The organism is Paenibacillus sp. J22FR21, assembly GCF_056269135.1.
In genome coordinates this window covers 978218-1004086 of sequence record NZ_JBWDNJ010000001.1, presented here as the reverse complement: position 1 = coordinate 1004086, position 25869 = coordinate 978218, and the positions used below count along the sequence as shown (strand labels likewise).

The 25869-nt window shown below is 47.2% G+C and carries 20 protein-coding genes, 1 riboswitch and 1 other annotated feature; of the genes, 3 read left to right on the top strand and 17 right to left on the bottom strand.

Going from position 1 to position 25869, the window contains the following annotated elements; translation table 11 throughout:
- Positions 1 to 86: 86 nt before the first annotated feature.
- From AC0YNS_RS04970 to AC0YNS_RS04955, 4 genes are all read right to left on the bottom strand, one after another.
- Complete coding sequence (locus AC0YNS_RS04970; RefSeq protein ID WP_475779901.1) at positions 87 to 962, bottom strand: cation diffusion facilitator family transporter; 876 nt, start codon at positions 960 to 962, stop codon at positions 87 to 89.
- A gap of 195 nt (positions 963 to 1157) precedes the next feature.
- Positions 1158 to 2204 carry a tRNA 2-selenouridine(34) synthase MnmH gene (mnmH, locus tag AC0YNS_RS04965; RefSeq protein WP_475779900.1) on the bottom strand — a complete coding sequence of 349 codons (1047 nt, stop codon included), beginning with the start codon at positions 2202 to 2204 and terminating at the stop codon, positions 1158 to 1160.
- 14 nt (positions 2205 to 2218) lie between these two features.
- The gene (gene selD, locus AC0YNS_RS04960; protein WP_475779899.1) at positions 2219 to 3268 is read right to left on the bottom strand and encodes a selenide, water dikinase SelD; all 1050 of its coding nucleotides are present in this window, start codon (positions 3266 to 3268) and stop codon (positions 2219 to 2221) included.
- Between the two features lie 115 nt (positions 3269 to 3383).
- Positions 3384 to 7196, bottom strand: a complete 3813-nt coding sequence (locus AC0YNS_RS04955; RefSeq protein WP_475779898.1) for an S-layer homology domain-containing protein — start codon at positions 7194 to 7196, stop codon at positions 3384 to 3386.
- 149 nt (positions 7197 to 7345) lie between these two features.
- Positions 7346 to 7538, bottom strand: a riboswitch (cobalamin riboswitch).
- A gap of 167 nt (positions 7539 to 7705) precedes the next feature.
- On the opposite strand from AC0YNS_RS04955, the gene metE reads away from it, so the two are divergent.
- A complete protein-coding gene (metE, locus tag AC0YNS_RS04950) occupies positions 7706 to 9976 on the top strand; it encodes a 5-methyltetrahydropteroyltriglutamate--homocysteine S-methyltransferase (protein ID WP_475779897.1) in 2271 nt (756 codons plus the stop codon).
- A gap of 27 nt (positions 9977 to 10003) precedes the next feature.
- Here metE and AC0YNS_RS04945 read toward each other — a convergent pair whose 3' ends face one another.
- From AC0YNS_RS04945 to AC0YNS_RS04925, 5 genes are all read right to left on the bottom strand, one after another.
- The gene (locus AC0YNS_RS04945; protein ID WP_475779896.1) at positions 10004 to 10945 is read right to left on the bottom strand and encodes a LysR family transcriptional regulator; all 942 of its coding nucleotides are present in this window, start codon (positions 10943 to 10945) and stop codon (positions 10004 to 10006) included.
- Between the two features lie 4 nt (positions 10946 to 10949).
- The gene (locus AC0YNS_RS04940) at positions 10950 to 11405 is read right to left on the bottom strand and encodes a GNAT family N-acetyltransferase (protein ID WP_475779895.1); all 456 of its coding nucleotides are present in this window, start codon (positions 11403 to 11405) and stop codon (positions 10950 to 10952) included.
- Positions 11406 to 11500: 95 nt separating this feature from the next.
- On the bottom strand, positions 11501 to 12490 hold the full coding sequence (locus tag AC0YNS_RS04935; RefSeq protein WP_475779894.1) for an NAD(P)-dependent alcohol dehydrogenase: 990 nt from the start codon (positions 12488 to 12490) through the stop codon (positions 11501 to 11503).
- A 30-nt stretch (positions 12491 to 12520) separates the two neighbouring features.
- Positions 12521 to 13045, bottom strand: a complete 525-nt coding sequence (locus AC0YNS_RS04930) for a GNAT family N-acetyltransferase (RefSeq protein WP_475779893.1) — start codon at positions 13043 to 13045, stop codon at positions 12521 to 12523.
- Positions 13046 to 13236: 191 nt separating this feature from the next.
- Complete coding sequence (locus AC0YNS_RS04925; RefSeq protein ID WP_475779892.1) at positions 13237 to 13533, bottom strand: hypothetical protein; 297 nt, start codon at positions 13531 to 13533, stop codon at positions 13237 to 13239.
- Between the two features lie 110 nt (positions 13534 to 13643).
- On the opposite strand from AC0YNS_RS04925, the gene AC0YNS_RS04920 reads away from it, so the two are divergent.
- Complete coding sequence (locus tag AC0YNS_RS04920; protein ID WP_475779891.1) at positions 13644 to 14234, top strand: hypothetical protein; 591 nt, start codon at positions 13644 to 13646, stop codon at positions 14232 to 14234.
- 153 nt (positions 14235 to 14387) lie between these two features.
- Entirely contained in the window at positions 14388 to 16880 is a 2493-nt protein-coding gene (locus AC0YNS_RS04915; protein WP_475779890.1) for a hypothetical protein, read from the top strand.
- Between the two features lie 72 nt (positions 16881 to 16952).
- Here AC0YNS_RS04915 and asd read toward each other — a convergent pair whose 3' ends face one another.
- The 8 genes from asd to AC0YNS_RS04875 all read right to left on the bottom strand — a co-directional run bounded on the left by asd (position 16953) and on the right by AC0YNS_RS04875 (position 25697).
- Positions 16953 to 18038, bottom strand: a complete 1086-nt coding sequence (gene asd, locus AC0YNS_RS04910; protein WP_475779889.1) for an aspartate-semialdehyde dehydrogenase — start codon at positions 18036 to 18038, stop codon at positions 16953 to 16955.
- Positions 18039 to 18171: 133 nt separating this feature from the next.
- Positions 18172 to 18432 (bottom strand) — a binding site (T-box leader).
- Positions 18433 to 18506: 74 nt separating this feature from the next.
- Complete coding sequence (locus tag AC0YNS_RS04905; protein WP_475779888.1) at positions 18507 to 19742, bottom strand: DNA glycosylase AlkZ-like family protein; 1236 nt, start codon at positions 19740 to 19742, stop codon at positions 18507 to 18509.
- A gap of 35 nt (positions 19743 to 19777) precedes the next feature.
- Entirely contained in the window at positions 19778 to 20350 is a 573-nt protein-coding gene (locus tag AC0YNS_RS04900; protein WP_475779887.1) for a histidine phosphatase family protein, read from the bottom strand.
- A 164-nt stretch (positions 20351 to 20514) separates the two neighbouring features.
- On the bottom strand, positions 20515 to 21678 hold the full coding sequence (locus AC0YNS_RS04895; RefSeq protein ID WP_475779886.1) for an efflux RND transporter periplasmic adaptor subunit: 1164 nt from the start codon (positions 21676 to 21678) through the stop codon (positions 20515 to 20517).
- A 21-nt stretch (positions 21679 to 21699) separates the two neighbouring features.
- Positions 21700 to 22575, bottom strand: coding sequence for a carbohydrate ABC transporter permease (locus tag AC0YNS_RS04890; RefSeq protein ID WP_475779885.1), 876 nt, complete (start codon positions 22573 to 22575; stop codon positions 21700 to 21702).
- Positions 22576 to 22591: 16 nt separating this feature from the next.
- A complete protein-coding gene (locus AC0YNS_RS04885) occupies positions 22592 to 23476 on the bottom strand; it encodes a carbohydrate ABC transporter permease (protein WP_475779884.1) in 885 nt (294 codons plus the stop codon).
- Positions 23469 to 24893, bottom strand: a complete 1425-nt coding sequence (locus AC0YNS_RS04880; RefSeq protein ID WP_475779883.1) for an ABC transporter substrate-binding protein — start codon at positions 24891 to 24893, stop codon at positions 23469 to 23471. Before AC0YNS_RS04880 ends, AC0YNS_RS04885 begins: the two co-directional genes overlap by 8 nt.
- A 78-nt stretch (positions 24894 to 24971) precedes the next feature.
- A complete protein-coding gene (locus AC0YNS_RS04875; protein ID WP_475779882.1) occupies positions 24972 to 25697 on the bottom strand; it encodes a DsbA family oxidoreductase in 726 nt (241 codons plus the stop codon).
- Positions 25698 to 25869: the final 172 nt, after the last annotated feature.

Sequence of the window (25869 nt, the reverse complement as noted above, 5' to 3'; positions counted from 1 at the left end):
TATGGATACAAGATTATTCCAGTTCAGTTGATTCCACAAAGAAACCCGCAGCCGTCTGCGGGTCAAGTGAGTAAGCCTACCGATTCTTAATCAATCGGCTCATAATGCACATGGACTTCGTAAACGTCGTTCGACGAATTTTTCAACTCCGTCTCTACTCTTGTCGCGACATCATGCGCTTCTTGAAATTCCATATCTCCCTTAATCAATAAGGTCACGTCAACCACTGCACTGCTGCCGTAATTTCTTGCTCGAATATCTCGAACGTCTTCTACGCCTTGCACATTCAAGACAATTTCTTTGAAGGAGAGGATCGTCTCTTCATTAAACCCATCCGAGAGATGATGTGAAGCCTCACGGAAAATCACCCATGCCGTCCTGCAGATGATTAATCCGACGACGATGGCGGTAAACGGGTCGAGCCATGCCAGATGAAATTGCGAACCGATGATGCCTACGAATGTGCCCAGGCTTACGAAAGCATCCGAGAGATTATCTTTGGCTGCAGCCATGACCGCTTGACTGTTAATCTGCGCAGCCAATCTCTTGTTATAGCGATACACACCATACATGACGACTGCAGAGAAGATGCCCACCCATGCCGCGAGCAGGTCCGGGGACTTCTCTTCACCTTGAAAGATCGAAGTGATGGATTGGTAAAGAACTTGCAAGCCGACAACCATCATAATAAAGGAAGCGAGCATGGAAGAGATCGTTTCTGATTTCCAATGACCATATGGATGATCATCATCTGCCGGTTTACGAGCCAGCCGCAGTCCAATAAGTACGGCGATCGAAGCCGCGATGTCGGTTGCATTGTTCAGACCGTCCGCCTGCAACGCTTCAGATCCGGTCATATACCCAACCACAAGCTTTAATGAAGATAGAAGGATATACGCAATTATACTTATGAGTGCACCGCGTTCTCCGATTTTGAGTTGATCATACTTCTGCTGTTCCATTGCGGCAAAAATCCCTTCCTTTAATGCTTTGTTGCCTTATCGTACCAGCCAATAACGATGTGGGTCTAGAGAAACGTTTTGTCATTCGGCTCACAAAAGTGGGACGAGTAAATAGAGTTGCCCTCACGAAAAATGTTCGTCCATAGGCAAAAAAAATGAATCCGCCACTAGAGCGGATTCATTAACGACATTCAGCTATATAGATGTAGGCTTCAGCGAACGCAACATCTGCTCGACGGCTTCAACTGCCTCTTCGGTAGATTGCGCAGCAATGACTGTCTTGTTCTCCGAGCTGTATCCCGACGAAGTGTGGGCATAACGCTGATCATAATAATAGACAAGCAGCAGCTCCACAGCACGGTCATACTTCTCTTCTTTCAAACACTGTTCGATCTCAGCCGCGATCGGAGTATGGATGCGCGGTTTGATTTGAAGGAAGGACTTCAAGCAAGCCTCTTGATGCTCCCAAGGACGATAATCCTCCAAAATATGCTGAACACGCGTTTCGAGCGGGACCTCCAGCCATATTTGATGCCCCGCCTCTTTCTTCTGCAGCAGCTGATCTGGGATGACGACTTTGCCAATCCGTTTACTCTCCGCCTCAAAAAGCAGATAAGAGGCTTGCTGAATGCCCACCAGCTCATCTACTAATAATGCATCGAATTTCTTCTGATTATGTGCCTTTACCCCAATATTACCGAACACGGAGCCGCGATGCCCAGCCAGCTCTTCGAAATTCAACACGGGATAGCCCCGTTCTTGCAATTGACGCAGAATTGCTGTTTTCCCACTGCCTGTGTTGCCATGCAGCACATATGCAGGAGGTAACACGTCAAGTTCATCAAGCGTTTGGACCACGCCTTGTCGAAAAGTGCGATAGCCGCCTTCCAACCGGCTAACATGAATGTCCATGAGAGACAAGACCGTTGCTGTAGTTTTGCTGCGCATGCCCCCTCTCCAGCAGAAGACAGCCTTTTTGCCGGGGATGAGGGAGAATTGTTTAATGAAAGAAGGAAGCTTGGCGGAAAAAATCTCAAGGCCTCGTTCTTTGGCCGCTTGGATGCTAACTTGCTTATATATCGTACCGATCTCTGCTCGTTCGTTATCGTCGAAGAAAGGGATATTCAAGCTGCCCGGAATGGTGGCATCCTCAAACTCGGAAGGCGACCTTACATCAATCGTTACCATATTCTTCTGCTCTCGCAGTGCAAGCAATTCTTGAAGTTTTAGGTCCTGAAACATATCGGCTTCCCCTTCTAATCTACAATAATATGTCCTGGTTTCTCGTCCGTGATTTCACCGATTATACTTGCTTCTACCCCAGCTTGCAGCAATTGCCGCAAGAGGGATTCCGCTTGCTCGCCTGCTACGGATATAAGCAGCCCACCAGAAGTAACCGCATCACATAGAATCCAGCGGCCGACCTGATCAAGCTCATCCGGGAACGTTACATCATGCTGAACGTGAACGAAGTTATTCTTCGTACCGCCAGGTACAAATCCGCTATCCGCCAGTTCTCGCACTCTCGGAAGCAGAGGAACATCGTTATGATGAAGCTTAACAGTCATCAGGCTGCCTTTAGCCAGCTCAAGAGCATGTCCGATTAGTCCGAATCCTGTCACGTCGGTACACGCATTTACCTGGTACGGCTCCATAACCTCTGCTGCTGTTTTGTTCAACGTGGCCATTACTTGGGTCAATCGTTTCGTCTCTTCGATCGATAGTTGATCTTTCTTAATCGAAGTGGTTAAGATGCCTACTCCAATGGGCTTTGTTAGAATTAAGCGATCTCCGGGCTTAGCTCCCGCATTGGTCCGTACCTTCTCCGGATGCACGAGACCTGTAACGGCAAGACCGAATTTAGGCTCTTTGTCATCGATGGAATGTCCACCGACCAGTGTTGCACCGGCTTCCTGTACTTTATCAGCAGCGCCACGCAAAATTTCGGAGAGAATGCTTTTGTCTAGCGTAGAGATCGGAAATGCGACGATATTTAATACTGTTAAAGGTTTACCGCCCATCGCATAAATATCGCTGATTGCGTTCGCCGCGGCAATTTGTCCAAAATCGTACGGGTCATCCACAATCGGGGTGAAGAAATCGAGCGTTTGCACCAGTGCCAGTTCATTGCTTAAACGGTATACACCGGCATCGTCACTCGTATCTAATCCAACCAGCAAATTGGGATTAGGCTCAGCAGCCGGGAGATTGCTCAGCACCTCCGACAGATCGGCCGGCCCTATTTTGCAACCGCAGCCACCTTTACTGGACAGTGAAGTTAATTTAATATTCTCGAAGTTATTCATAGTGTCGTCACGTCCTTTTCTTCGCATAACCTAAATCGTACTCGCCATAGGCCCAAAATGCAATATTGGTAAAATAAAAGCAAGAGCGATCGAATCGCTCTTGCTTTATCAGTGATTATGAATTGTGATCCAACTTGTACGTATAAGCCCGCATAGCGACGACTATAGCCATCTCGCGTGTAACCGAATCGGCCGGGTTAAAGCGGTTATCCGATCCCTGCATGATTTGCAGCGCGCTAACGGTCTGAACGTCGGCTTGCGCCCACTTCAATACTTGATCCCGATCTTGAAGCGGTACGGATGAGGAAGTCTGCTTAAGTTTTAAGGCCCGCACCACAATGGCTGCCATTTGCTCTCTCGTAATCGTCTCATTCGGATTAAATCGATTCTCGAAGCCCATAATGATCCTCGAGTTGTAGGCCGTATTAATATAGGCTGCAAACCATTTGTTCTGCGGTACATCAGTGAACTGGCTTGTTGCACCGGATGTCACCTTCAATCCGAGTACCTCCACCATGAGCTTGGCAAACTCAGCTCTTGTAATCTTCGTTTTCGGATTCAGCTTGCCTGATGTGCCTTGAACGAAGCCTTTGCTCGTAGCCGCTTCGATGGCGCTGGTTGCCCATGCTGCAATTTGCTTCGCATCCGAATATTGTTTGCTCAGATCCACTTTCACGCTACCGCTTGAATCCGAGTCTGCAACGGTGTACGTGACGAATGCGGTGAAATGGTTTGTCTTGATTACCAGATCATTGCCTGCTACGAAAGCATAAGTGATTTGCTTACGATCTTTCGTTGCTTTAACGCCTTGCTCCTCGGCATCGTAGTTCGTAATCGGCGTAAACTTCCCATTGTCAATATAACCGGCTGCTTGACCTTTACCATTCTTGATTACAATCGTGACCGGACGATCGAAGACGGTGGACTGCTTCTCGCCGCCCAGCCCGATTACATGACTAAGAGCCGTTAGCTTCTTATTCTCGCTTGCGAGACTGTCTTTCACAAGCTTCATCACGCCGAAATCATCCGCAGCGTATTTCGATAACAATTCAAACTTCGCGTTACCGGATTGGATGGCCGTTCCTATGTCCATGGTGAATGTAATGTCCCCTCTCTCCGCAAGGATCGAAGGAATGCTGCTGCGCACCTCGTTCAAGTCCAAATACACTTTGGAAGTGTTATCCGGCATATGAATGACGACTTTACCCTTTTCTTTCATAGCCTGCGTAATGGAGATGCTTTGATCTTGCTGATTATTCGCTGGCACTTCGATAACTGTTGTGTCATCCGACAAATCCGGCCACTGGCTGGTTGGTGCCCCCAAGTCTTTACCGAGATTGGTCGTATATCTCCATTCCACTTTGTCGCCGTCTTTGAGCGTATAGCTGCTAGAGCCGTAACCAGGGTAATTGCCGTTTACGTTATACATCCAGCCGCTGTTTGGACCATGATCGAATTCCCCGTCACCGTCGATCGCTTGTACATAGACACTTCCGAACGAAGCATAATATTTGGATTTATAGCCGATTCCTTTCGCGTCAAGCGATCGCTTGAGCACGCTCCATGCGGTATCGCCCGGCTGCAAGTCAATACTTGTGTTTTGCAGCACATACCCTTTATTAATCGTGAGTTTATCAACGGATAACGTCGCATGAGGTGTTGGTACTGACGGAATTGTCACTGCTTTGGTCGTATAGGCCACATAGTCAGTAAAATGCTTCGTCTTCACAATCAGATCATCGCCGCTGTCGAACGCATACTCTTCTTTCCCGCTAGCCAGTCCCTCGGCATCGTTCGCGAATCGCTGGATCACATGAGGAGATCCATTCTCGATATAGGCAGCCTGGTTGCCCTTCAATCCTGCAAAAGTCAGAGTAAGAAACGAATCAAATTCGATTCTGCCGGCTCCACCACCGATTGTAATCGCTTCGCTCACATTCTCAAGAATTGAACCACTCGAGATCAAGGATTGAACGCGACTTACCAGTACGGAATCCGACTTATTCTTGGAGGTTAACAGTTCTATAGAAGAACCATCACCGTTAACGAGTTGCGTGCCTTGCGCTATGCTGAACGTTAGATTCCCCTTCTTCGCCTCTATGGCGGGGAGAGCGGTGGCAAGCGGCAAGTGCAACATCAACAACGACGGATTCTGTTCCGGAATCGTGATGGCAATTTGCTTCCTCGAATCCGAATCGGCAATGCCGATTATATACGGGCGATCATCCGAAGGAATCGTAATCGTTGGCTGATCTTCATTTGGTAGCTGCAGCTCAATCGGCGGTATACCGCTTCTCACTTCCAGCGGCATGGACTTATGTACGACATCAGGCCCGCTCTTAGGGACGTATTTAGATACGGAAACGGTGTAACTTCCAGCAGTCAACCCGTCAAATCGCGCCGTACCTTGCACATTAGTCGTCTGCGTGGAAATCGTTTCACCCTCGTGGACGACATCGACTTTCACGCCTTCTGCTGGAGCTGAAACCAGTTTAAAGGTGCTCCAATCCATAGTCATCTTATTGACTACGATGTCGAATGCACGATCTTCATTCAGCGATGTACCTGATTCTGGCAACATCTTAATGGTGTCTATCATCTCAGTGTTATCAGTTTTGTAATAAAATACAAGTTTATCCGCTGGCTTCAATGGAATCTCATCCATAGCTCCATCCGATGAAGTCAACCATTTGTTGCCTCTTTGGATTGAAAAACTCCAGCTTCCATAATCATCATCATAATGATTGTATGCAATATCGTTAATGGCAACAAACACCATGCCCCACATTGAAGTGATTCCCAGCTGAATGCTGCCAGTGGTTGACACCGACTTTAAAGCTTCCAAAGGCGTTGCTGCATTTACCGTTCCTTCGAAGAAGGCTTGATTAGGTTCCGGTCCTTCGACTCGGATCTTTACAGGTGCAGCCGGAATTAGCTCGAGTCCGGGCAATGTGCCGCTAAAGTCATATAGCCGCTCACCATGACCTTCCAAGAATAGCTTGTAAGCATCAAGTGCTTGAAGTGCTTGCTCCGTAGCCATGCCATTCGACATTGGCCAATCCATCGTATGAGTGAATGTACCGTCTTCCATTCGGAATTGCATGAGCTTGTCGATCAGTGTAATTCCGTTCTTGGTATAATCCGGACCGGTTGGGTCGACACCGTAAGCAGTTAAACCGATAATCGCCTGCGATACACTTTCGCTGGAATCGACGGTACTCCCCCAAGACGTAATGATGTAACCGCCATTCGGCGATTGTTTTACGGAAAGCCATTGTGTTAAATCTGAAATCAAATCCATACTCTTAACCGTTGCATTGTCAGCGTAAGGCGTAAGAGCGATTAACGACATGGCCGTAAGATCCGGGTCGCTATCGTTGCCAACGCCGAGCGAGTATCCCCCGTCTTCGTTTTGGCGGGAGGCTATTTCGTCAATAAGAGTTTCTCTAGTCCATTTCGCGTCAGCCGGAACCTCATAGTGGCCTGAATCCATTGCAATCAATGCAAATATAGGGCCATTGATACCTTGGCTAATCATGTAGTCGCTTGTATAAAGCTTCTCGATCAAATTAAAGCCGGCGATATTCGTTGCATCTTGACCTGCAGCCGATAGAGCCATAATCGTACGTTCTAACTCGGTAACGCGATCGAATTCACCGCCGCTATACTTAACGCGGTTAACTAATGATTGTACATAGGTATCGGGTATCTTCTTACCCGCCTTTGTCAGTCCGATTGCCCCCCAATCGGAGCCAACTCCTGATGAGCTTTTCTGGAAGTAACTCGATGCAGCTTCGATTGTAGCTTCGAGATCGAAAGCCGCCTCAGCGCGAACGGTCTTCACCGGACCGAATCCGGCAGTGATCGACAATAACAACATAATGGATGAAACGATAATAGCTAATGATTGGAGTGCCTTTGAACGCATAGTCTTGCCTTCTCTCTAAGTATATTGTTGCATTCTATATCAACCATAACAAAAAATGCCCCTGATTCATGAAAGAATCAAGGGCTGCCCGCGTCGTCAACTACTAGGAAAGACAACAAAAAAAGCACCGCCTCCATCATCCGTAGAGTGTGTGAAATCCAATCAAGGCAGGTCTCCTGGCTATGCGTCAATGCCTCTCTATACCTTCCCAGCCTGACGGCCAGTGGCAATTCCCAGATCAGCTCTTCATTTACAGTGGCGGGACCGCGCCGGATTTTCACCGGTCTTCCCTATTAAGCAGCGCTTATGGACTAAGCGTGCGCCTTGACTAGTTCTATTCAATTGCTATTCATAATATAGAATGTTGCTGCTTTTGTCTATGATATTAGCGACTCGCCTTCTAAACCCATAGTAAAAAGCTATACCTTGACATAGTATTTTTGTGTTTTCCGATAGCAAGCTCTCCGCACTATAATAAGCTCAACACAAAGCGTAGGGAGAGATTGACATTGAAAACATCACTTATTGGCTATCCTAGAGTAGGATCATTACGAGAGCTGAAATTTGCTTCCGAGAAATATTTCAAAGGAGACATTACGATCGACGAGCTCCATCAGACCGGTGTGGACCTTCGAGCCAACCACTGGAGAAGACAGCAAGAGAATGGGATTGATTTTATACCTTCCAACGATTTCTCATTCTATGACGGCCTGCTTGATACGGCATGCTTGTTCAATATCATTCCGGAGCGCTATCAATCGCTGGGTCTTAGCCCGCTGGAAACGTATTTTGCTATGGCAAGGGGTTACCAAGGCGAGCAAGGCGACGTGAAAGCGCTGGCCATGAAAAAATGGTTCAACACGAACTACCACTATATGGTTCCTATCATTGACGATTCCACTGCGATTCAATTGGCCGGCACGAAGCTGTTCGATGAGTTCTTGGAGGCTAAACGGCTTCATATCCCAACGAAACCGGTATTAATCGGTGCTTTCACGCTGCTCAAGCTTGCCAAATATACCGGCGTCAAGCAAGCGGGCGACTTCATACAAGAAACAGCCGCGGCCTATGCGAACGTCCTACGGCAACTAAACGAACTTGGCGCCGAGTGGATTCAGATTGACGAGCCGGCACTGGTAACAGACCTAACCGGGGAGGATCTAGCCCTCTTCTCGAAGTTGTATGACCAAATTCTAGCTGCGAAAGGCAACGTCAAGGTTCTGATTCAAACCTACTTCGGTGATATTCGTGACTGTTATCAAGCCCTTCAAGCCCTCCCCTTCGATGGCATCGGAATTGACTTTGTTGAAGGCAAACAATCTCTGGAGCTCGTGCGCCAGAATGGATTCTCGGCTGATAAAGTCCTGTTCGCCGGTGTCGTAAACGGGAAGAATATTTGGAGGAACAACTATAAACACACACTTGCAACCGTGCAAGAGTTGAAAGGACTCGCGAAGCAGCTGGTGCTTAGCTCCTCTTGTTCGCTGCTGCACGTACCATACTCCTTGCAGAACGAAACAAAGCTGTCTGACCATCATAAACACTATTTCGCATTCGCTGAAGAGAAGCTTCGTGAATTTGCTGACCTTAAAGCGATTTTGGCGCATGCGAATCCATATGCAGCCGACCTTTACCTACAGAACGAAGAGCTCTTCAATGGCACTCGTTTCGCAGGTAACGAAGCTGTACAAACCAGAACGTCAGCGTTAACGGACGCTGACTTCACGAGACTGCCTGCTTTCGCCGAACGTGAAGCGATTCAGAATGACAAGTTCAAGCTGCCTCCGCTTCCTACGACTACCATCGGATCGTTCCCGCAGACAGCTGAAGTCAGAGCGAACCGCTTCTCTTTCAAGAAAGGCGCCATTACCGAAGAACAATACAAACAGTTCAATTTCGATAAGATTGCGGAATGTATTGCACTTCAAGAAGAGATTGGCTTGGACGTTCTGGTCCATGGCGAATATGAGCGTAACGATATGGTGGAATACTTCGGTGAGTGTTTAGACGGATTTATTTTCACAGAGAACGCTTGGGTTCAATCCTATGGTACAAGATGCGTCAAACCGCCAATCGTATGGGGAGATATCAGCCGTTCCAGACCGATGACTGTCGAGTATTCGGCGTATGCCAAGAGCTTAACGAGCAAACCGGTAAAAGGAATGTTGACCGGTCCGGTTACCATTCTCAACTGGTCCTTCCCTCGCGAAGATATTAGCTTGAAGGATAGTGCCCTTCAGATTGCGCTTGCAATCCGAGACGAGGTTCTCGATTTGGAAGCCAATCATATTGAAATCATTCAGATCGACGAAGCCGCGCTGAGAGAGAAGCTGCCTTTGCGCCAATCGGATTGGCAAGCAGAATACTTGAGCTGGGCCATCCCTGCTTTTCGCTTGGTGCATAGCGGCGTCCAGGCCGATACTCAAATTCATACCCATATGTGCTACAGCCAATTCAGCGATATCATCCGGGATATCGATGCCATGGATGCCGACGTCATTACGTTCGAAGCATCAAGGTCGGACCTTGCCATCATCGATGCCATCAATGCTTGCGGCTTCCGGACCGAAGTTGGACCAGGCGTTTACGATATCCACTCCCCTCGTATTCCATCCGTGGACGAGCTCAAGCAAGGACTCCATCGCATGCTGGACAAAATCGATGCTGCCAAACTGTGGGTCAATCCCGATTGCGGATTGAAGACGCGAGGCGTAACCGAAACATGGGAAAGTCTGCGACACTTGGTACAAGCTGCGAAAGAAGTCAGAGCAGCTTTGTAACATTACTGGGATCAGAAAAGGATGAACTCAAATGAGTTCATCCTTTTGACTTAGAATGGCGTATCCGAAATCCGCGATGATGCTCTCCAGCTTCCCTACATAATCGGTGGCGAGCTGGCTCAGATTGGTTTTCTTATTCGTGATATAACCGATCTGCATCTTCTCGACTGTTCGCAGCCGCACCGATTTAATGTTTTCCCCGTTCAAGTCCTCGTTCAGAACTCCGGAACTGATCGTATAACCATTCAAACCGATCAGTAGATTGAATAAGGTCGCCCGGTCGCTCACCATAATTTTCTTCTTGTAGGACCTGGTACTTAGAATCTCCTCGGAGAAATGGAAAGAATTATACTCCCCCTGCTCGAAAGCAAGACAAGGGAATTCGTCCAGATCATCGATTTCTAACATCGTCTTATTGGCCAGCGGATGTTCCGTGCTAATAAAGACATGCGGTTCTGCTTCGAAGAGCGGATGGAATCGGAGTCCGCTTTCTTTCACTATTTTCTCGATAACCTTCCGGTTAAAGTCACTTAGATACAGGATGCCGATCTCGCTGCGCATGTTTCGTACGTCTTCGATAATTTCGTAAGTCCTGGTTTCACGCAACGTACATTCATATTCGTTCGTATTCAAATCTTTCAATAGGCTCACGAAAGCTTGAACGGCAAAAGCATAATGCTGCGTGGATATGGAGCATAGCTTCTTCGTGGGTTTCTTATCCATGTACCTCTGCTCAAGCAACTCAGCTTGCTCTACTACTTGCCTGGCGTAGGAGAGAAATTCAGCTCCTTCGTTGGAAAGCGCAATACCCTTCGAGGTCCGCAAAAAGATGTCCAAGCCGATCTCCTGCTCCAATTCTTTAACTGCACTGGACAAGCTGGGCTGAGAGATAAAAAGCTGCTTAGCTGCCTCGCTAATGGAGCCGCAGCTTACGATGGCAAGAATATATTTTAACTGCTGTAAGGTCATGACTTTATAATGCCTTCGTCATATAAACACTGTATGGGTCTAGAATGTAATCCGAGAAAGGCTCGCACTCTTCGAAGCCGAGACTCTCATACAGCTTCATGGCGGGTTTGAACGATTCCAGCGATCCCGTTTCTAAACTTAGTCGTACATACCCGCGTTTCTTGGCTTCTTCGATCATATGTACAAGAAGTCGCTTCGCAACTCCTTTTCTTAAATGCTGCATCGAAGTACGCATCGACTTGATCTCCCCATGCCCCGCATCCAGCTCCTTAATGGCGCCGCAGCCGAGTAATTCATTCTCTTCCCAAGCACTCCAGAACGTGATTTCAGGCTGCTTCAATCCGTCAAGGTCGAGCGCATGCATGCTTTCCTCAGGAGATTGCGCGGCCATGCTGCGAACATGTTCCGCTATTAGCGCAATGATTTGATTTCCGGTTAAATCGTCGATTCTGATTTCCATAGGTCTACACTCCACTGTCTGTTGGATTTAATCCACCTATTATACTAGTCCGGCTAAGTGAAGTCGATATGTATTCAGCTCAATTACGATGATGGCTAGTTATTGCTTCCTTTCACCTGAATGATCAATTTCCCCTTTGCGTTACCGTCCCCGAGCTGCTTTAGTGCATCGGCTGTTTGGCTTAAAAGGTATTTCCGATCAATAACGGGAGTAATTTGGCCCGTCTCATAGAGCTTCCTGATGATATCTTGATCATCTCTGCTTGTTTTGTGCAATAAGAGTTTCATTCTCTTATTTCCGGTTCGTTTCACCCAGGCTCCGACAACCATAAGCTGAAGAATTCGAGGTGTCGAACCGCCAATCATGACATATGTTCCTGTAGGTGTTAATGCGCGTTTGTAGTCAAACATGGAGCGAAAGCCTGCAACATCCAGAATCAGATCATAACGCTGACCATTACTTGTAAAATCTTCAGACGTATAATCAATGACCTTATCTGCGCCTATGGAACGTAACAGCTCCAATTTACTGCCGTGGTCTACAGCTGTCACCTCTGCGCCGTATGACTTGGCAATCTGAAGCGCGAACGTCCCCACTCCTCCACCGGCACCATTAATGAGTATCTTGTGCCCTTTCTGCAGCTCACCTTTTATTCGTAGAGCCTGTAAAGCGAGTACAGCTGCTTGCGGTATGGCTGCGGCTTCCTCGAATGACATGCCTCCCGGTTTCAACGATAACGCAGTCTCCCGCGCACATACATATTCAGCAAAACCGCCCCAGTGACAACCCGAAAGATCTCCGAACACTTCATCCCCTGCTCGCAGCTGCTTTACATCCTTACCGACTGCTGCTACCCGCCCTGCGATGTCAGCTCCGAGAATAGGGAATCTAGGTCCCCGAAGCCCGCCAAGTCGAACCAGATATGGAACTCCTCTTAGCAAGTCCCAATCCCATGAATTCACGGATGCCGCATGTACCTGAATAAGGACTTCATTGTCCTTGGGAGTAGGTTTAGGCACCTCCTGAAGTGAAAGAACTTCTGTATTCCCGTATGATGTGTACACGATTGCTTTCATCATCATCATGATCACCTCCGTCCAAGGATGGGTTCGAACTTACAGAAATTCATCTTCTAAAATAGAATATTGGTAGGAGTCATGCCACTTTCCTTTATGCCGCATATGTTCTCTCAAATGACCTTCGAATTTCATTCCGATTCGTTGCAACACCGTGGAAGAACCTACGTTATCCGGGCGACAGGTTGCATACATGCGATGAAGTCCATGCTCTCGAAAACCTAACTGCAGTAAGGCAGCAGCCGCTTCAGTTGCATAACCATTGCCCCAGAATGCGCGATTGAAGCAATAACCCAATTCCGCTTGTAAAGGGGTCCCGATGTGAAGGCCACAGCCGCCGATCAATTCCCCGCTTTCCTTCAATACAACAGCAAACTCGTAATCCAGGCGCGGCTGCTGGTTCTGCATTTCAATGACACTTTGGAGGTAGTTCTGTGTGTCTTCAATGGTATTCGGCCCCCAAATCGTATGGGTACAGACCAAAGGATCTGAGGCATACGCATGAACAGCTTCCAAATCGGAAGCCTTAAATTCTCTTATGATTAATCGATTTGTTTCCATCATGTCGTTTAGTCTCCTATGAGTTAGTTTACATAACTATATATATGTAATCTTAAATACGTGTTTATTCTGTTTACAGACCTTGATATATGCATAAATATTCAATGTCTTGTTACGGATCACTATTCTTTACATTGATCATAACAAATAATGGGATAGTCGGGTATCCCAACTATCCCAGCTACTTCGGCAAGCTAATCTCGCTTTCCTTTCTTCCGTCGACGGAAAGAAATTCCGCCAAAACCACAAATGACAGCGATATAGAATCCGGCATCGTACCACCAGCCTGTGTTGAGAGCTTCATAGACTCGAATATGGGGCTTGAAGATACCAATAATGAGCGAGATCGGCGCGATCCAGCCATGCCAGATTCCCCAGAAAAAACCTGCGGGATGGGCTACATTATTCGTTCCATCTCCGGGTACACACCCCGACAGTGCAAGAACAGTTACGAACATCATCCCTGTAAGGAGTACATATTTAGCTTTCATGTCCCTTCCGCCTTTCTAAAACATGTCATACATCGGTGAATATTCCTGTGATTTCGCGGATTTTTATGCATATAATTCAACGTATGTATTTCCACAGCATCATTTGCCCGATGGGAGTGTTGATTAATCTGACAAGACTGATTCTTTCCTTACTTGCACTTCTACTGCTTATTGGCTGTGACAACACGAATGCAAATCAAACGGCTTCAACTACAGAAGAACAGACGACAACCCTCGCTAAGAACATGACCGCTCATCAGAAGGACATTTTTCAAGAAATTCTCGCACGGGTTCTACGCAATCGCAACAATCTGACGCCTGAAACACATCGACAATTCTGGGAACTGGTGGATGAGGTTGGAGCAACAGAGGAAGAATTGGCAACGATGAAAGACTTGTTGGCAGGCCCTATAGTCATTTATATGAAATATTTCTTCGAGGATGCCTTGATTTCGTTAGATTCTGGTACACCTTACAAGTCCGATGAACGGGAACAATACGAACAGCATCTGAAATCGCTGAATGCGATAACCGATGACAGAATCGAAGAAAATAACGTTCTAATGGAACAAATCGCCTATAAGCAGCCGATTTGGCAAGGTAATCAATCAGCCGTGATGGATGAGGCGATGATTCAACAAGCTTTAGTGAATGTGAATTTGGCGATGGACACCGTTAATCAATTATTCACGAGACCCTAAAATAGTTTCCTCCAAGGAGAGTCAATTTGACTCTCCTTCATTAGCTATTGGATATAATCGCATAACTGCAATATGATCATGTCAACCAGCAACTTTTCCGGCCAAATAACGTCTAATGATTGAGATTATTTGGTAGCATTGAGGAGTGGCCCTATGAAACCACAAAGTCGTATGCTCATCATTATCACCTTCATCGCACTTTCCTTCCTTACAATCGTATTCTTCTATTTTCACGGGATGTCCGAAGATAATCCCCCCATCACCGAGCGCACTACTACTGAGAAAACAACAATCACAGATCCAACTTCAACCTCTGCCGAAATCCAATCACCATCTCCTGCTATAAACTCGGATTGGAAGCCTCTTGAAGGCGAATTTATGGCGGACTCGAAGGATGCCCGTGTGCTCTGGAAGCATGAGCAAGCTATGATTTACGTGCAAAACCTCCAACTCTACTACTCAACTGATGGCACAAATAAGCAGCTTATTTACGAATGGAAAACTCCCGTTCCGCTTGAAGCGTGGTTGAACGGAGATTTTTTGCTTATTGGGGCTCAACTGACAGAAGATAACGCACAAGATGAAGTTTCAAGCGCAAGCGGAGCATGGCTTGCCATTCGGATTGAACCGGCCCCGGTGGTGATTGAGGACACGAATCTCTTCTTCGGACCTCATGAAGTAATGTCGATTCGACTTACCGAAGAACCACGGCTCTTCCTTCTGAAAGTACGCAATGGATCAGGATTCTCTGAGGAAGCATTTGATCCTTCCCACGATGGCTGGGAAACCATCGATAGAGGAACAACGGAATCCACAGCACCCGAAATCTCGACTAAATCACCGGATACACAGGTATTAACGAATAATCGCGTTTTTCTATTGCCGGAAGGACCAACGGTTTACACATTCCTCGATGAAGGAAGCAGCATCGTCTACTTCAAAGACCCCCATTATCTCGTGAGAAGGTATGTCGGGTATGAATTAATGCAAGTGAAACGGATCTCATTCTTAGAAGATTCTCCGCAGCTGATCGGATTATTTCGCAACCAAGCCGGTGAAGAATTCATGTCATTCCTTAACTATGAACTCAGCATGCTTCCGGTTGAACCGAGGCTGTGGCAGGAGGAATGGCAAGCATTCAACAATCGTACCTTCACTCATGTAGCGCCTGACAAACTGGAAATTCTTCAGTATCAAGATGAGGTGCGAACCGATTCCGAATTCGAAGCAGGAGCTGTATCTGTAACCGCAGTCACTGCCAAATACCCGCCTAAATTCACGCAGTTCCCGACAAACGGGCTCACGTGGATCGCATCTCGAGGTTCGCAAGTGGAGTATGAGGACAATGGCAAGATCATTTCCCTGTCATGGCCCGATATTATTAATACCGAGGAGGCTGAGCTGGGTTCAATCAGGTCGTCCCCACTACAGAATTTCACCATTAAGAACGAGAATCGCAAACCCTACACAACGTTTAGTCATTCGATTCTGGAATGGCATTTCGAGGAAAACAACACAAACGCTGCAATTCCACAGGAACTTCATGAAGCCATAGATAAGATCTACCGCGAAGAAGATTATAGCTATGCCAAAACATTCCGTAAGATGGGTTCGACTTGGTTTGTGTTGATTGATCGTCATTTCTATGAATACCGATCAGGAGCGCTTACCGAAATCGGAGAGCTGCCTATTACGGTGACCGTTAAGATTGGAGAAGCGGCCGGCGGCATCGGTGCAAGAGATTTCATGCGATGGCAAGGCAGTTGGATCGTTACGGATACGGAAGCATCTCGGGTATTAAAGCTGAATGACAAGCTGGAGATAACAGCTGTCATCTATGTACCCACTCCCTATAAGCTGACGATCAAAGGACAACAGCTGCAGATCGCTTCCACTGGGTTAACCTGGATCGTTGATCAAGATTTGAAGCGGATCAACGTCAAGTCACAGGGCCTTCAGTCCACTGCACAGATGGGCAAAGTCGACTACCCTTACTTTCATGAGCAAGAGTGGTATTACGATAAGAATACCGGGATCACCTGGTATTATCTCTTGGGTTCGTTGTATCAGATCCAAGAAAAGAAGAAACAATATCGCTCCTTCTACTTGAGCGAGAATGAGAACATGCAAGCCCATGTGCGGATTATTCCGTACCATGATGAGGTCATTGTGCTGCTTGACCGACGCCTCGAACGTTTCGACCGACAAGGCAAACGGCTGGGCACGATTGCATTTCCGCGCTCTACGCCAGATGGCATTTATGATCGTACGACACAAGGGGAGAATTCATATATCCTGGATAGTCCATCCGATAACCTCTACCTCTTGCAAGGATACCGCATTCTGAAGATTCATTTGAGAAGCGAATCCGTAACGACTCTCTTCAGGCAAAATTACGCCGATCTCGGAGAACTCAGCATGTTTGATGGGAATCTATATTTCTTACTGCATAATAACCAAAATGACCGCTACTCGCATAATCAGGACAATCCAGATGGGAATAAATCGTATGTTACCGAAGTCGTAAAGATTGATCTTCGCACACAAGCGGTACAGCGATCGATAACAGACGGCTATTATGAGGCAATGACCATTGATGTTGATTCCAATAACCAACCCATGTTCGTACTGATGAGCTACAACTGATCATTGTCCTATACATGCAGAAACAGCAAGCACATTAGCGTGCTTGCTGTTTCTACTTTATGGCTATGCTGCTTATTTTGCTTGAATATATCCTTCTGCTTTCAGCAATTCAGCGATTAACACCGCTCCGCCTGCTGCACCGCGCAGCGTATTATGCGACAAACCTACGAATTTATAATCGTAGAGGGAATCCTCGCGCAATCTGCCAACCGAAACGCCCATACCGTTCTCGATATCACGGTCCAGCTTCGTTTGCGGTCTGTTCTCTTCTTCGAAATACGTGATGAACTGCTTCGGTGCACTAGGCAAGCCGAGCTCTTGCGGACGTCCTTGATATTCCTTCCAACGCGCAAGAATTTCTTCCTTGGCCGGTTTAACCTCGAACGATGCGAATACAGTAGCCAGATGACCATCCGTTACCGGAACGCGGATACATTGCGTTGTGATGTGCGGAGCACTCGCTTTCACGATTTCACCATTCTCAACGCTTCCCCAGATGCGAAGCGGCTCTTGTTCGCTTTTCTCTTCCTCGCCGCCAATATACGGAATCACATTATCTAACATATCCGGCCAGTCCGTGAAGTTCTTGCCCGCACCAGAGATGGCTTGATAAGTCGAAGCCACTACTTGAGTAGGCTTGAAATCGAGCAATGCGTGAAGCGCCGGTACATAGCTTTGGATCGAGCAGTTTGGTTTAACCGCAATGAAACCTGTCGAAGTGCCCAGACGCTTTCTTTGTGCTGCGATGACCTCAAGATGACTTGGGTTAATTTCCGGGATGACCATCGGAACATCCGGCGTCCAGCGATGTGCGGAGTTATTGGAAACAACCGGCGTACCTGTACGTGCGTATGCTTCTTCCAGCGCTTTAATTTCATCTTTCTTCATATCCACGGCACAGAATACAAAATCAACTTGAGCGGAGACTTCTTCTACTTGTGAAGCGTCTTGAACGACGATTTGTTTCACTGCATCCGGAATGGAACCGGACAGCTTCCATCTGCCTTGTACAGCTGCTTCATATGTTTTACCAGCCGAACTGCTGCTGGCAGCAATTGCTGTTACTTCAAACCATGGATGCTGATCCAGCAGCTGTACGAAACGCTGGCCAACCATGCCTGTTCCTCCGACAATACCAACTCTAAGTTTGTTAGTCATTAGCAATTCAATCCCCTTCAGAATGGTTTCTCATAATCCGTTAAAGTATGATTTGGTGTACCTTATGCGTTCGAACGAGCGGTGTTTCCACTGAAACAATAAAAAAAATCCCACCTCCAAGACTTTAATAAGTCTTGGAGACGAGATTAGTCCGCTCGTGGTACCACTCCAAATTCGCTGACATGTCGCCAAATCAGCCTCTTCGAGTACGACATGACCTGTCATGTTTATACTCTAGCTCTGTAACAGGAGCTCCTGTCACACCATCCCCTACAGTAGGTTGCCGATGTGCTGCTCAGAGTCTTTCTTCAATAATGAACCCTTGCTCCTTTGCAGCTGCCGGAGCTCTCTGTGAAAGGTTTCATTTATTTACTCGTCTCTTCATCGCATTTTAACATTTCGTTTATAGTATCAAATAACCGTAGCAAGGTAAACTATATTTTCAAAAAAATTTTAAATAAAATGCAACTATTCAAAAGAAGTGCGGACCACGGATACCGTAGTCGCTCCATGAGCCTTAGCGAAAGTATCAAGTGCACCATACACTTGATCGCGAAGCTTAGTCGTGAATTCGATTTCTGCGTCGATTTGAAGATACTCCACCTTCAAATGGCCCTGCTTCTTATCCAATCGCGGGTCCATGCGGCCGATTAACCGATCGCCCACTAAGATCGGCATCGCATAATACCCATAAGTACGTTTAACTGCTGGCGTGTAAATTTCCCAACGATATTCAAATTCGAACAGATCGGTTAACCGTTTACGGCTCCACAATAGGTTATCAAGCGGCGGCAAGAAGTGTACAGCGAGATCAGTTTCATCTTGAATCGGCGGCAGATTCCGAGCTGCTTCATCGTGCGCAACAAGAAGCTCCATATCTTCAGTTAGGATGTAATAGGGCTTGTCCAATCCCTCGACTTCAACCGCCGATACAATTCCATCTCTAATGTGAGATTCGATCGTTTCTCTTCTTTCGCTTGCGTACAGCTTCTGCCAACCCAACCGAGGATCGCTTGGTTCAAACACGCGATAAGCGCGGAAATACTTCATCATCATCGCTTCGAGCGCTTCCTGCTCGTCCATCTCCTCCGCCTGCCGAATCAGCGGAGCAGGAACACTATGACTGGTGGTATGGAACTTGCGCTGGTTCCCTTCACGGCCCACAATGCGAATCTGAGCAGCATCGGTTAATAAATTCAATGCGTGCGAGGTTGCTTTCGTGCTCGAGTTGACTTTATCCCAATACCCTTGTACCCGTTCGCTCGATTCGAATGATTTTGCAGACAGCGGTCCTTCTTGTTCCAATCGTTGCAGCACCTGTTCAATGACAGGCGCGATTTGATCGATACGAGGCTGAATATTCTCCCGTAGTCGCAGCCTTGTAGGTTCAAAGATCGGATAATCAGTCATCGGAATAATACAAGCCGCGTTCGCCATATATTCGAAAACCTCATTGCTGCTAAGCAGTTCATTCAAGAAGCGAGGCTCATATCCGGGAATTCTCGCAGCCAAAGCGAGGTGCTGATTCGCACGTACCGCCGCTACAGGGTCGATCTGTACGCATTCTAATTGTTTGATTACATCAAGCACCTGCTGTTTCATCGATTCATTCGAGTTTAGTGATGGCTGAGACGATTGAAGCAACAGCTGCTTCTCCAGCAAGAATCGCCTAATGGCCCGTTTCGATGTTTGGAATGGTTTCATCTGGATCCCTCCAATAATTTACAATAATTTTTTTATTAAACTACGTGCTTGGAGCAGTTAAACAATTCACATTCCCACTTCGAACCACTTCGAGTAATCGTCGTAACTGAGGTGTTATCAATATGTACCTTCGTATCCATGGAAGGGATTAAATGCTTTAAAATTGAACCAATCAATACGCCATGACTGATTACCAGCATATTTTTACCTTTATAGGTATCGGCAGTATCTATGATAAACGAAGTTCCTCTACTTACAATGGAGTCTTCTGATTCTAATCCTGGGGCTAGTCGCTCCCACTGTTCTCCCCATTTCTGTATACGTTCCTTCAATGTCGTGCCTTCCATCTCACCTTTATACATTTCCCTTAAGCGACTATCAGTTAGAACAGTTAACCCCATTAACCTAGCCACTATATCAGCTGTTTCCTTGGCGCGTGACAGATCACTGGAGAAAATCACATCCCACGATTCATTCCGCAATCGATCGGCTAACGCATGCGCTTGCAGTCTGCCGGCATCATTGAGTGCGATATCACTCTGACCTTGTGCTCGTCCTTCGATATTCCAGTCCGTTTCTCCATGTCTGATTAGTCCGAATTTCGTCATATCCATTACTCCTCTCCATCATTCCTCGAACTTCGTATTTAACAACCAAAGACATCATATAGACAAAAGAATACCACATGACATCGTCATGTGGTTAAATTTGTCATCATCACTATACGTTTAGCCGTCCAACTCCGCTTGAGCCGACATTGACGCTGTCGGCACTAAGGGCGGACTTGAACCCCGTCCGCAAGCGGTTCGCTGCTATCCAGGATGACGGTTTCGTCCCCCGATAATCCCTCTGAGACCGCTGTTCTATGTCCGTTTACTGCAACCACAGTGACAGCAACTTTGCGGACATATGCGGCATTTCCGAGAGGTCCTTCTCTCCTTTGAACGATGAAGACATAAGCACCGTCCATGTCATAATGTACGGCCGCGCTTGACACGATTACCCCATCTTCTTTATGTTCAGTCGTCAGCTTAAACGTTATCTGTTCGCCATCCCTAAGTTTCGTATCCTTTAAGCCGATGAGCACACTTATGGTTGGGGGAGCATCATCGACAGGAGCAACCACGTCGCCCGGCGCAAGAACTTCAGCCCTTCCGCTGTCTGCGAAGCTGGATGCGCCGATGTCAACGAGTTCTCCTTGTACGGTGCGTCCACCTTCACCGACTGACATCGCAATGGGATCACCAATCTTGAGTGAAAGCGTTAGATACGTGGGAACCTGTGTCTCGATCTGCAGCCCTTTACCAAGATCGGCAAGCTGAATGTCCGACGCGGCTTCAACTCCGGAGGGCAGACCCGCAATGGCATGAACGGCCATAATGACACCGTCGAATGGTGCTCTTAGCACTTCTAGTTTCTCTGCTTGATGCTGCAGTGCTCGAATGCTTTTCTCCTGAGCGGCGATGTCGATATTCGCGCTTTCCAAGGCGATGCGAGCATCTTCCAACACTGCCAAATCTGATGCCCGAGTTGCTTCTATATAGATTCGACGCAATGCCGGCAGCGCAAGTTTCAGCTTGTCCAGCGCAGCTTGTCCAGCCTCGATCTGCCGCATAGCTTCGTCATTCTCGTAACGCACAAGACCTTGCCCTTTCGTCACCACATCGCCTTCCTTGATGAGTACTTCCTTAACGTTGCTGCCTCCCGGGTTGGAAAGTTCCAGCTTTACGGCATAACGTACAACCGCCTCCCCCTCGAAGGCCGGCTCGAGCCTATCGTCTACAGGCTGCTCTGTCGTTACTTTGGGCAGCGTCAGTCCGTAAAGCGTATTGCTGAAGAGGGTCAATAAGACAAGCGATACAACGCTAATACATGCTATAAGCTGGATTAATCGCTTACGTCTCCCCGCGGAGGTTCTCTCTGCTGTTGAATCCATTCTCAGACCACCTCCACCGGATTATCCTTTAATTCCCGAATGCTGGATACCCGCGATAAAATACGTTTCGGCATACAAGAATAGCAATACCATCGGGCTCATATACAGCACAGAAGCGGCGAAGATTACATCGACCTCCTGCTTTCTGATTTGAAGCAAATAAAGGGATAAAGGTTGTTTGAACGCATCCTCCAGAAAGATCAGCGGCTGCTCGACCATGTTCCAGTAATCGACGAAAAGCAGGACCGTCAGCGCAGCCAATCCCGGCTTAACCAGAGGAAGAAAAATACGGACATAAATTGCGCCATGTCCGGCACCATCAATCTTGGCCGCTTCAATGTAAGCGGATGGAATCTGCGCCATGAATTGACGAAGCATGAAGACGCCAAACGCGCCGAAGATGCCTGGCAGGATAATCGCTGCCGACGTATTCAAGAGGCCAAGCCGATAGATAACCAGATAATTAGGCACAAGCGTTACCTGAAACGGCATAAGCATCGTCATCAAGTAGACCAGGAACAGTGCGTCTCGTCCACGAAACCGAAGCTTAGCAAACGCATAAGCTGCTAGCGATGCGAACAATGTCTGTCCAAACACGATCGGAGCGACAAGGCCAGCCGAGTTCCAAAACATATGCAGAAACCTTGGCGATTCGATGAGCAATGTCTTATACTGCTCAAAGCTAACTTGATCCGGTATGATTTTCAAATTGACGAAGGCGCGCTGATGGCTTGAAGCCTCGGTCATCTTCCCAAGCAAATCGTAATTCAAAGCAATTTCACTTGGCGTCATCAGCGAATTTGCAACTGTCAGTACAATCGGTATGAGCAGAATCGTCGACATGGATGCTAGCCACATAAATAATGCAATATTTGTAAGCCCGCGAATCGTACGCATGTGCTTTCCCTCCCGCTTACTCCAAATGATCCTGAAAGCGGCGTTCGATCGCCAGCAAACCGGAGACCAGCAGGAAAATACAGCCGAACATAAGTGTCGCCGCCGCGGTCAACTTTTGGATGTCCAAGGAGAAAAACATGTTGTTCATGTAGTGCTGCATCATATAAATGCGATCGAACGGGTAATCGCCTGCGAGCAAGTACGTTTCCCTAAATATTTTGAAGGAATTGATGATGGATATCAGAATGACGAAGAACATCGTAGGTGTTAAATACACGAGGGTGATGGAGAACATCTGTCGGCTCCTATTCGCCCCTTCGATACGCGCTGTTTCGTAATAACTCTGCGGAATGGATTGCAGCCCGGCAAGAAAGAGAATCATATTGTATCCTATATTCTTCCAAATAAAGATAAACACTAAAACCGTCATGGAACTTTTCGAGTTCATCCAATCGATGCGCGGTATGCCCAAGCCGTGCAGCAAGGCGTTCAACGTACCGTTCCAATCCACGAATATCTGCCAAATCATTACTATAGAAGCAACTGGCACGACCAGGGGCAGTACGAATGCGGTCTGCAAACTGTTCCTTAGCCATAGCCGCCGATTCAACAGAATGGCCAATAGCAGCGATAGTATGATTAAGGTGGGAACGCCAATTCCGGTGAACGTCAGAGTATTGATAACTGCTCGGCGGAAGGAACTGCTAACGAGCAGCTCCTTATAATTGGCGAAACCTACGAAGACCCCGCCGGCCGGTTTGTTCATGAAGGAATATCCGACACCGAGCACAAACGGTATGACATAGAACATAGAGAAACCAAGCAGGCTTGGTGCCAGAAATAACAAGGCTGCCGGTCCGTCTCCTCTTGTCCAGCCACGACGAAACCGAAGCCTATTCATTGAGGTAAGTCGTCGCTTTGTTCTGAAGCAATTCAGCTACGGCTTGTGCCGACTTCTGACCGCTGAAGAATGCCGGTGCTTCTTGGAAGAGAAGAAGTTCAATCTCGCCTGGAAGCATGACAATCGGATTGGCAGCTTTTACAATCAATTCGGTTAACAACTGAATCTCCCCGTCTTCGATACGTCCTTCCTTCTTCGCCTCCAACGCCCGTGCCTCAAATGCCGATTTGGATATGGGGAACACACTGTACCAGGAAGAGTCTGTTAATTCCTTAGCCGACGTTCTCCCTTTGCCCGACATCAGAAACTTCAGGAAGTCCCACGCCTCAGGTTTAACGCCGGAGTTCTCATTGATCGCAATATTGGCGAGCGGTGCGTAGAAACCACCAGCCTGCTGTCCCTCGGATTTAGGCAATTGATACAACCTCGGATTTGCCAATTTGCTTTCATTCAGACGCCCGCGATAATCCGACAGGGTATAAATTTCTGTTGGTTGAAAGTACACATTCCCCTTGATTAAATCCTTGCCGTCAAATGTTACCGCCTTATCCTCTTCCAGTTGATTGATCTGGTTCAACAGCGCGATGAATGCATCGGATTCGAAGTTGGCCTTCCGATTAACCTGATCTACATATTGCGAGTAAGAAGATGTGACTAAACGCCATAACATAGAAGTCTTGGCTTTCTCGAAGTAGCCGTACTTATGTTGACTTGCAAGCGGCAGCTTCTGCACGAGGCCGCCGAATTGCTCCCAAGTCCAGCTGCTGTCGTCAAACTGCAGGCCCGTATCGCGAAGTACATTCTCATCCGCCATTACCCCGGTTAAATAAAACGATAGAGGAACGGCATACACGCTGCCATCGCTTTCCTTCACATGATCAAGCAGGTTTTGATAATAATCGGTTTTCCGGTACGCGGGATCGCCCTCTATCCATTCGCTTAAATTCATTAACAGATTCTTGCCTATATAATGGTCGACAGGCAGGTCGTCCATTACAATCAGGTCGGCACCTTTACCGTTTAGGAATTCGGCCGCGGTCTTGGTTCTGAATTTCTCCACCAGCAATCCGGAAGGATCAAACTCTTTGGTTACGTAACGCAGATCGATTGTCGTATTGGGATGCTCATGCTCATAAGCTTTCTTCGCATCTTCATAATAGGGGTCATAGTCGTACATAGAGAAGACAACGGTGCTGCGTTTGTTCGGGTCGGGAATGGGAATCGGCTTCTCAGGATCTGCAACTGCTGTTTCATCATTCGAAGCTGCGGGGCTGCTGTTATCCGGTTTTGAGGATGGCGTTCCGTTCGTTCCGTTCGTTCCCTTCTCCCCAGCGCCGTTAGTACAAGCAGTGAGACCAAAGATTAGTGTGAGAACAACGATAGCCAGCCTAATTTTTTGCCATCCCGTTTTCTTCATCCTCTTCATCCTCCTTGATCCCTCCATGCATCGCTGAATTGAACGTCGCATAGAGGGAATAATACCAACAGTTCCATATTAGATGCTGCACACGCCATCTTCCCCGCAAATACCGCCACCCGAATTGCCGTTTGCCCCATTGTCAATCAGCTGCAGAGGATGTTCCTCTTCCCAGACTTGTTCCATTACTTCGAGGAATTTATCGCTGCTCCTTACTCCCGAAATCGCATATTTATCATTAAAGATATAGAACGGTGTTCCGGTAATTCCCCTTCTGGAACCGTTTTGACGTTCTTGTATAACCGTCTCCTTGTATCGATCACTCGATAACATGGCAAGAACTGCACGGGTATCAAGACCGCTCTCCCCGGCTAACTTGGCAAGTGTCTCATGGTCGCTTATATTCATTGCATCCGTAAAATAAGCCTTATAAACGGCAGCCATCCATTCCACTGCTTTTCCCTGTTCCTGTGCATAAATCGCCACACGCAGTCCATCTGTCGTATTGGACGGAATTAATGTGTCAAGATTATAAGTCAGGCCAATATTTTTGCCCATTTGGACCACAGCTCGATTACTTTCTTTTACAAAGTCCGAAGACATTCCGCCGCCATGAATCTCGGCTGTCCATTCATAATAATTTTGGCCCGTATTGCTGGGAGCATCGGGAAATAGCTGGAACGGTCTATAAATGACTTCTACTTGATCCTTCTTACTGAATTGTTCTAAAGCTTTATCTAAATTCGTTTTGCCGATATAGCACAATGGGCACATGATATCCGACCAAACTTCTATTTTCATCATTTCTCCGCCTCTTTCCCTATTTTGTATTGACATACATGTTTATCTTTCAACATGATTAGACGATAACCGTTGATTAACTCGCATGTATTGATTTACATTATAAAGAGTCCACACTCGATCTCAATCGTCAAACAAGTTGATTGTGTCATGTAATGGACGCTTTGTTCTATTT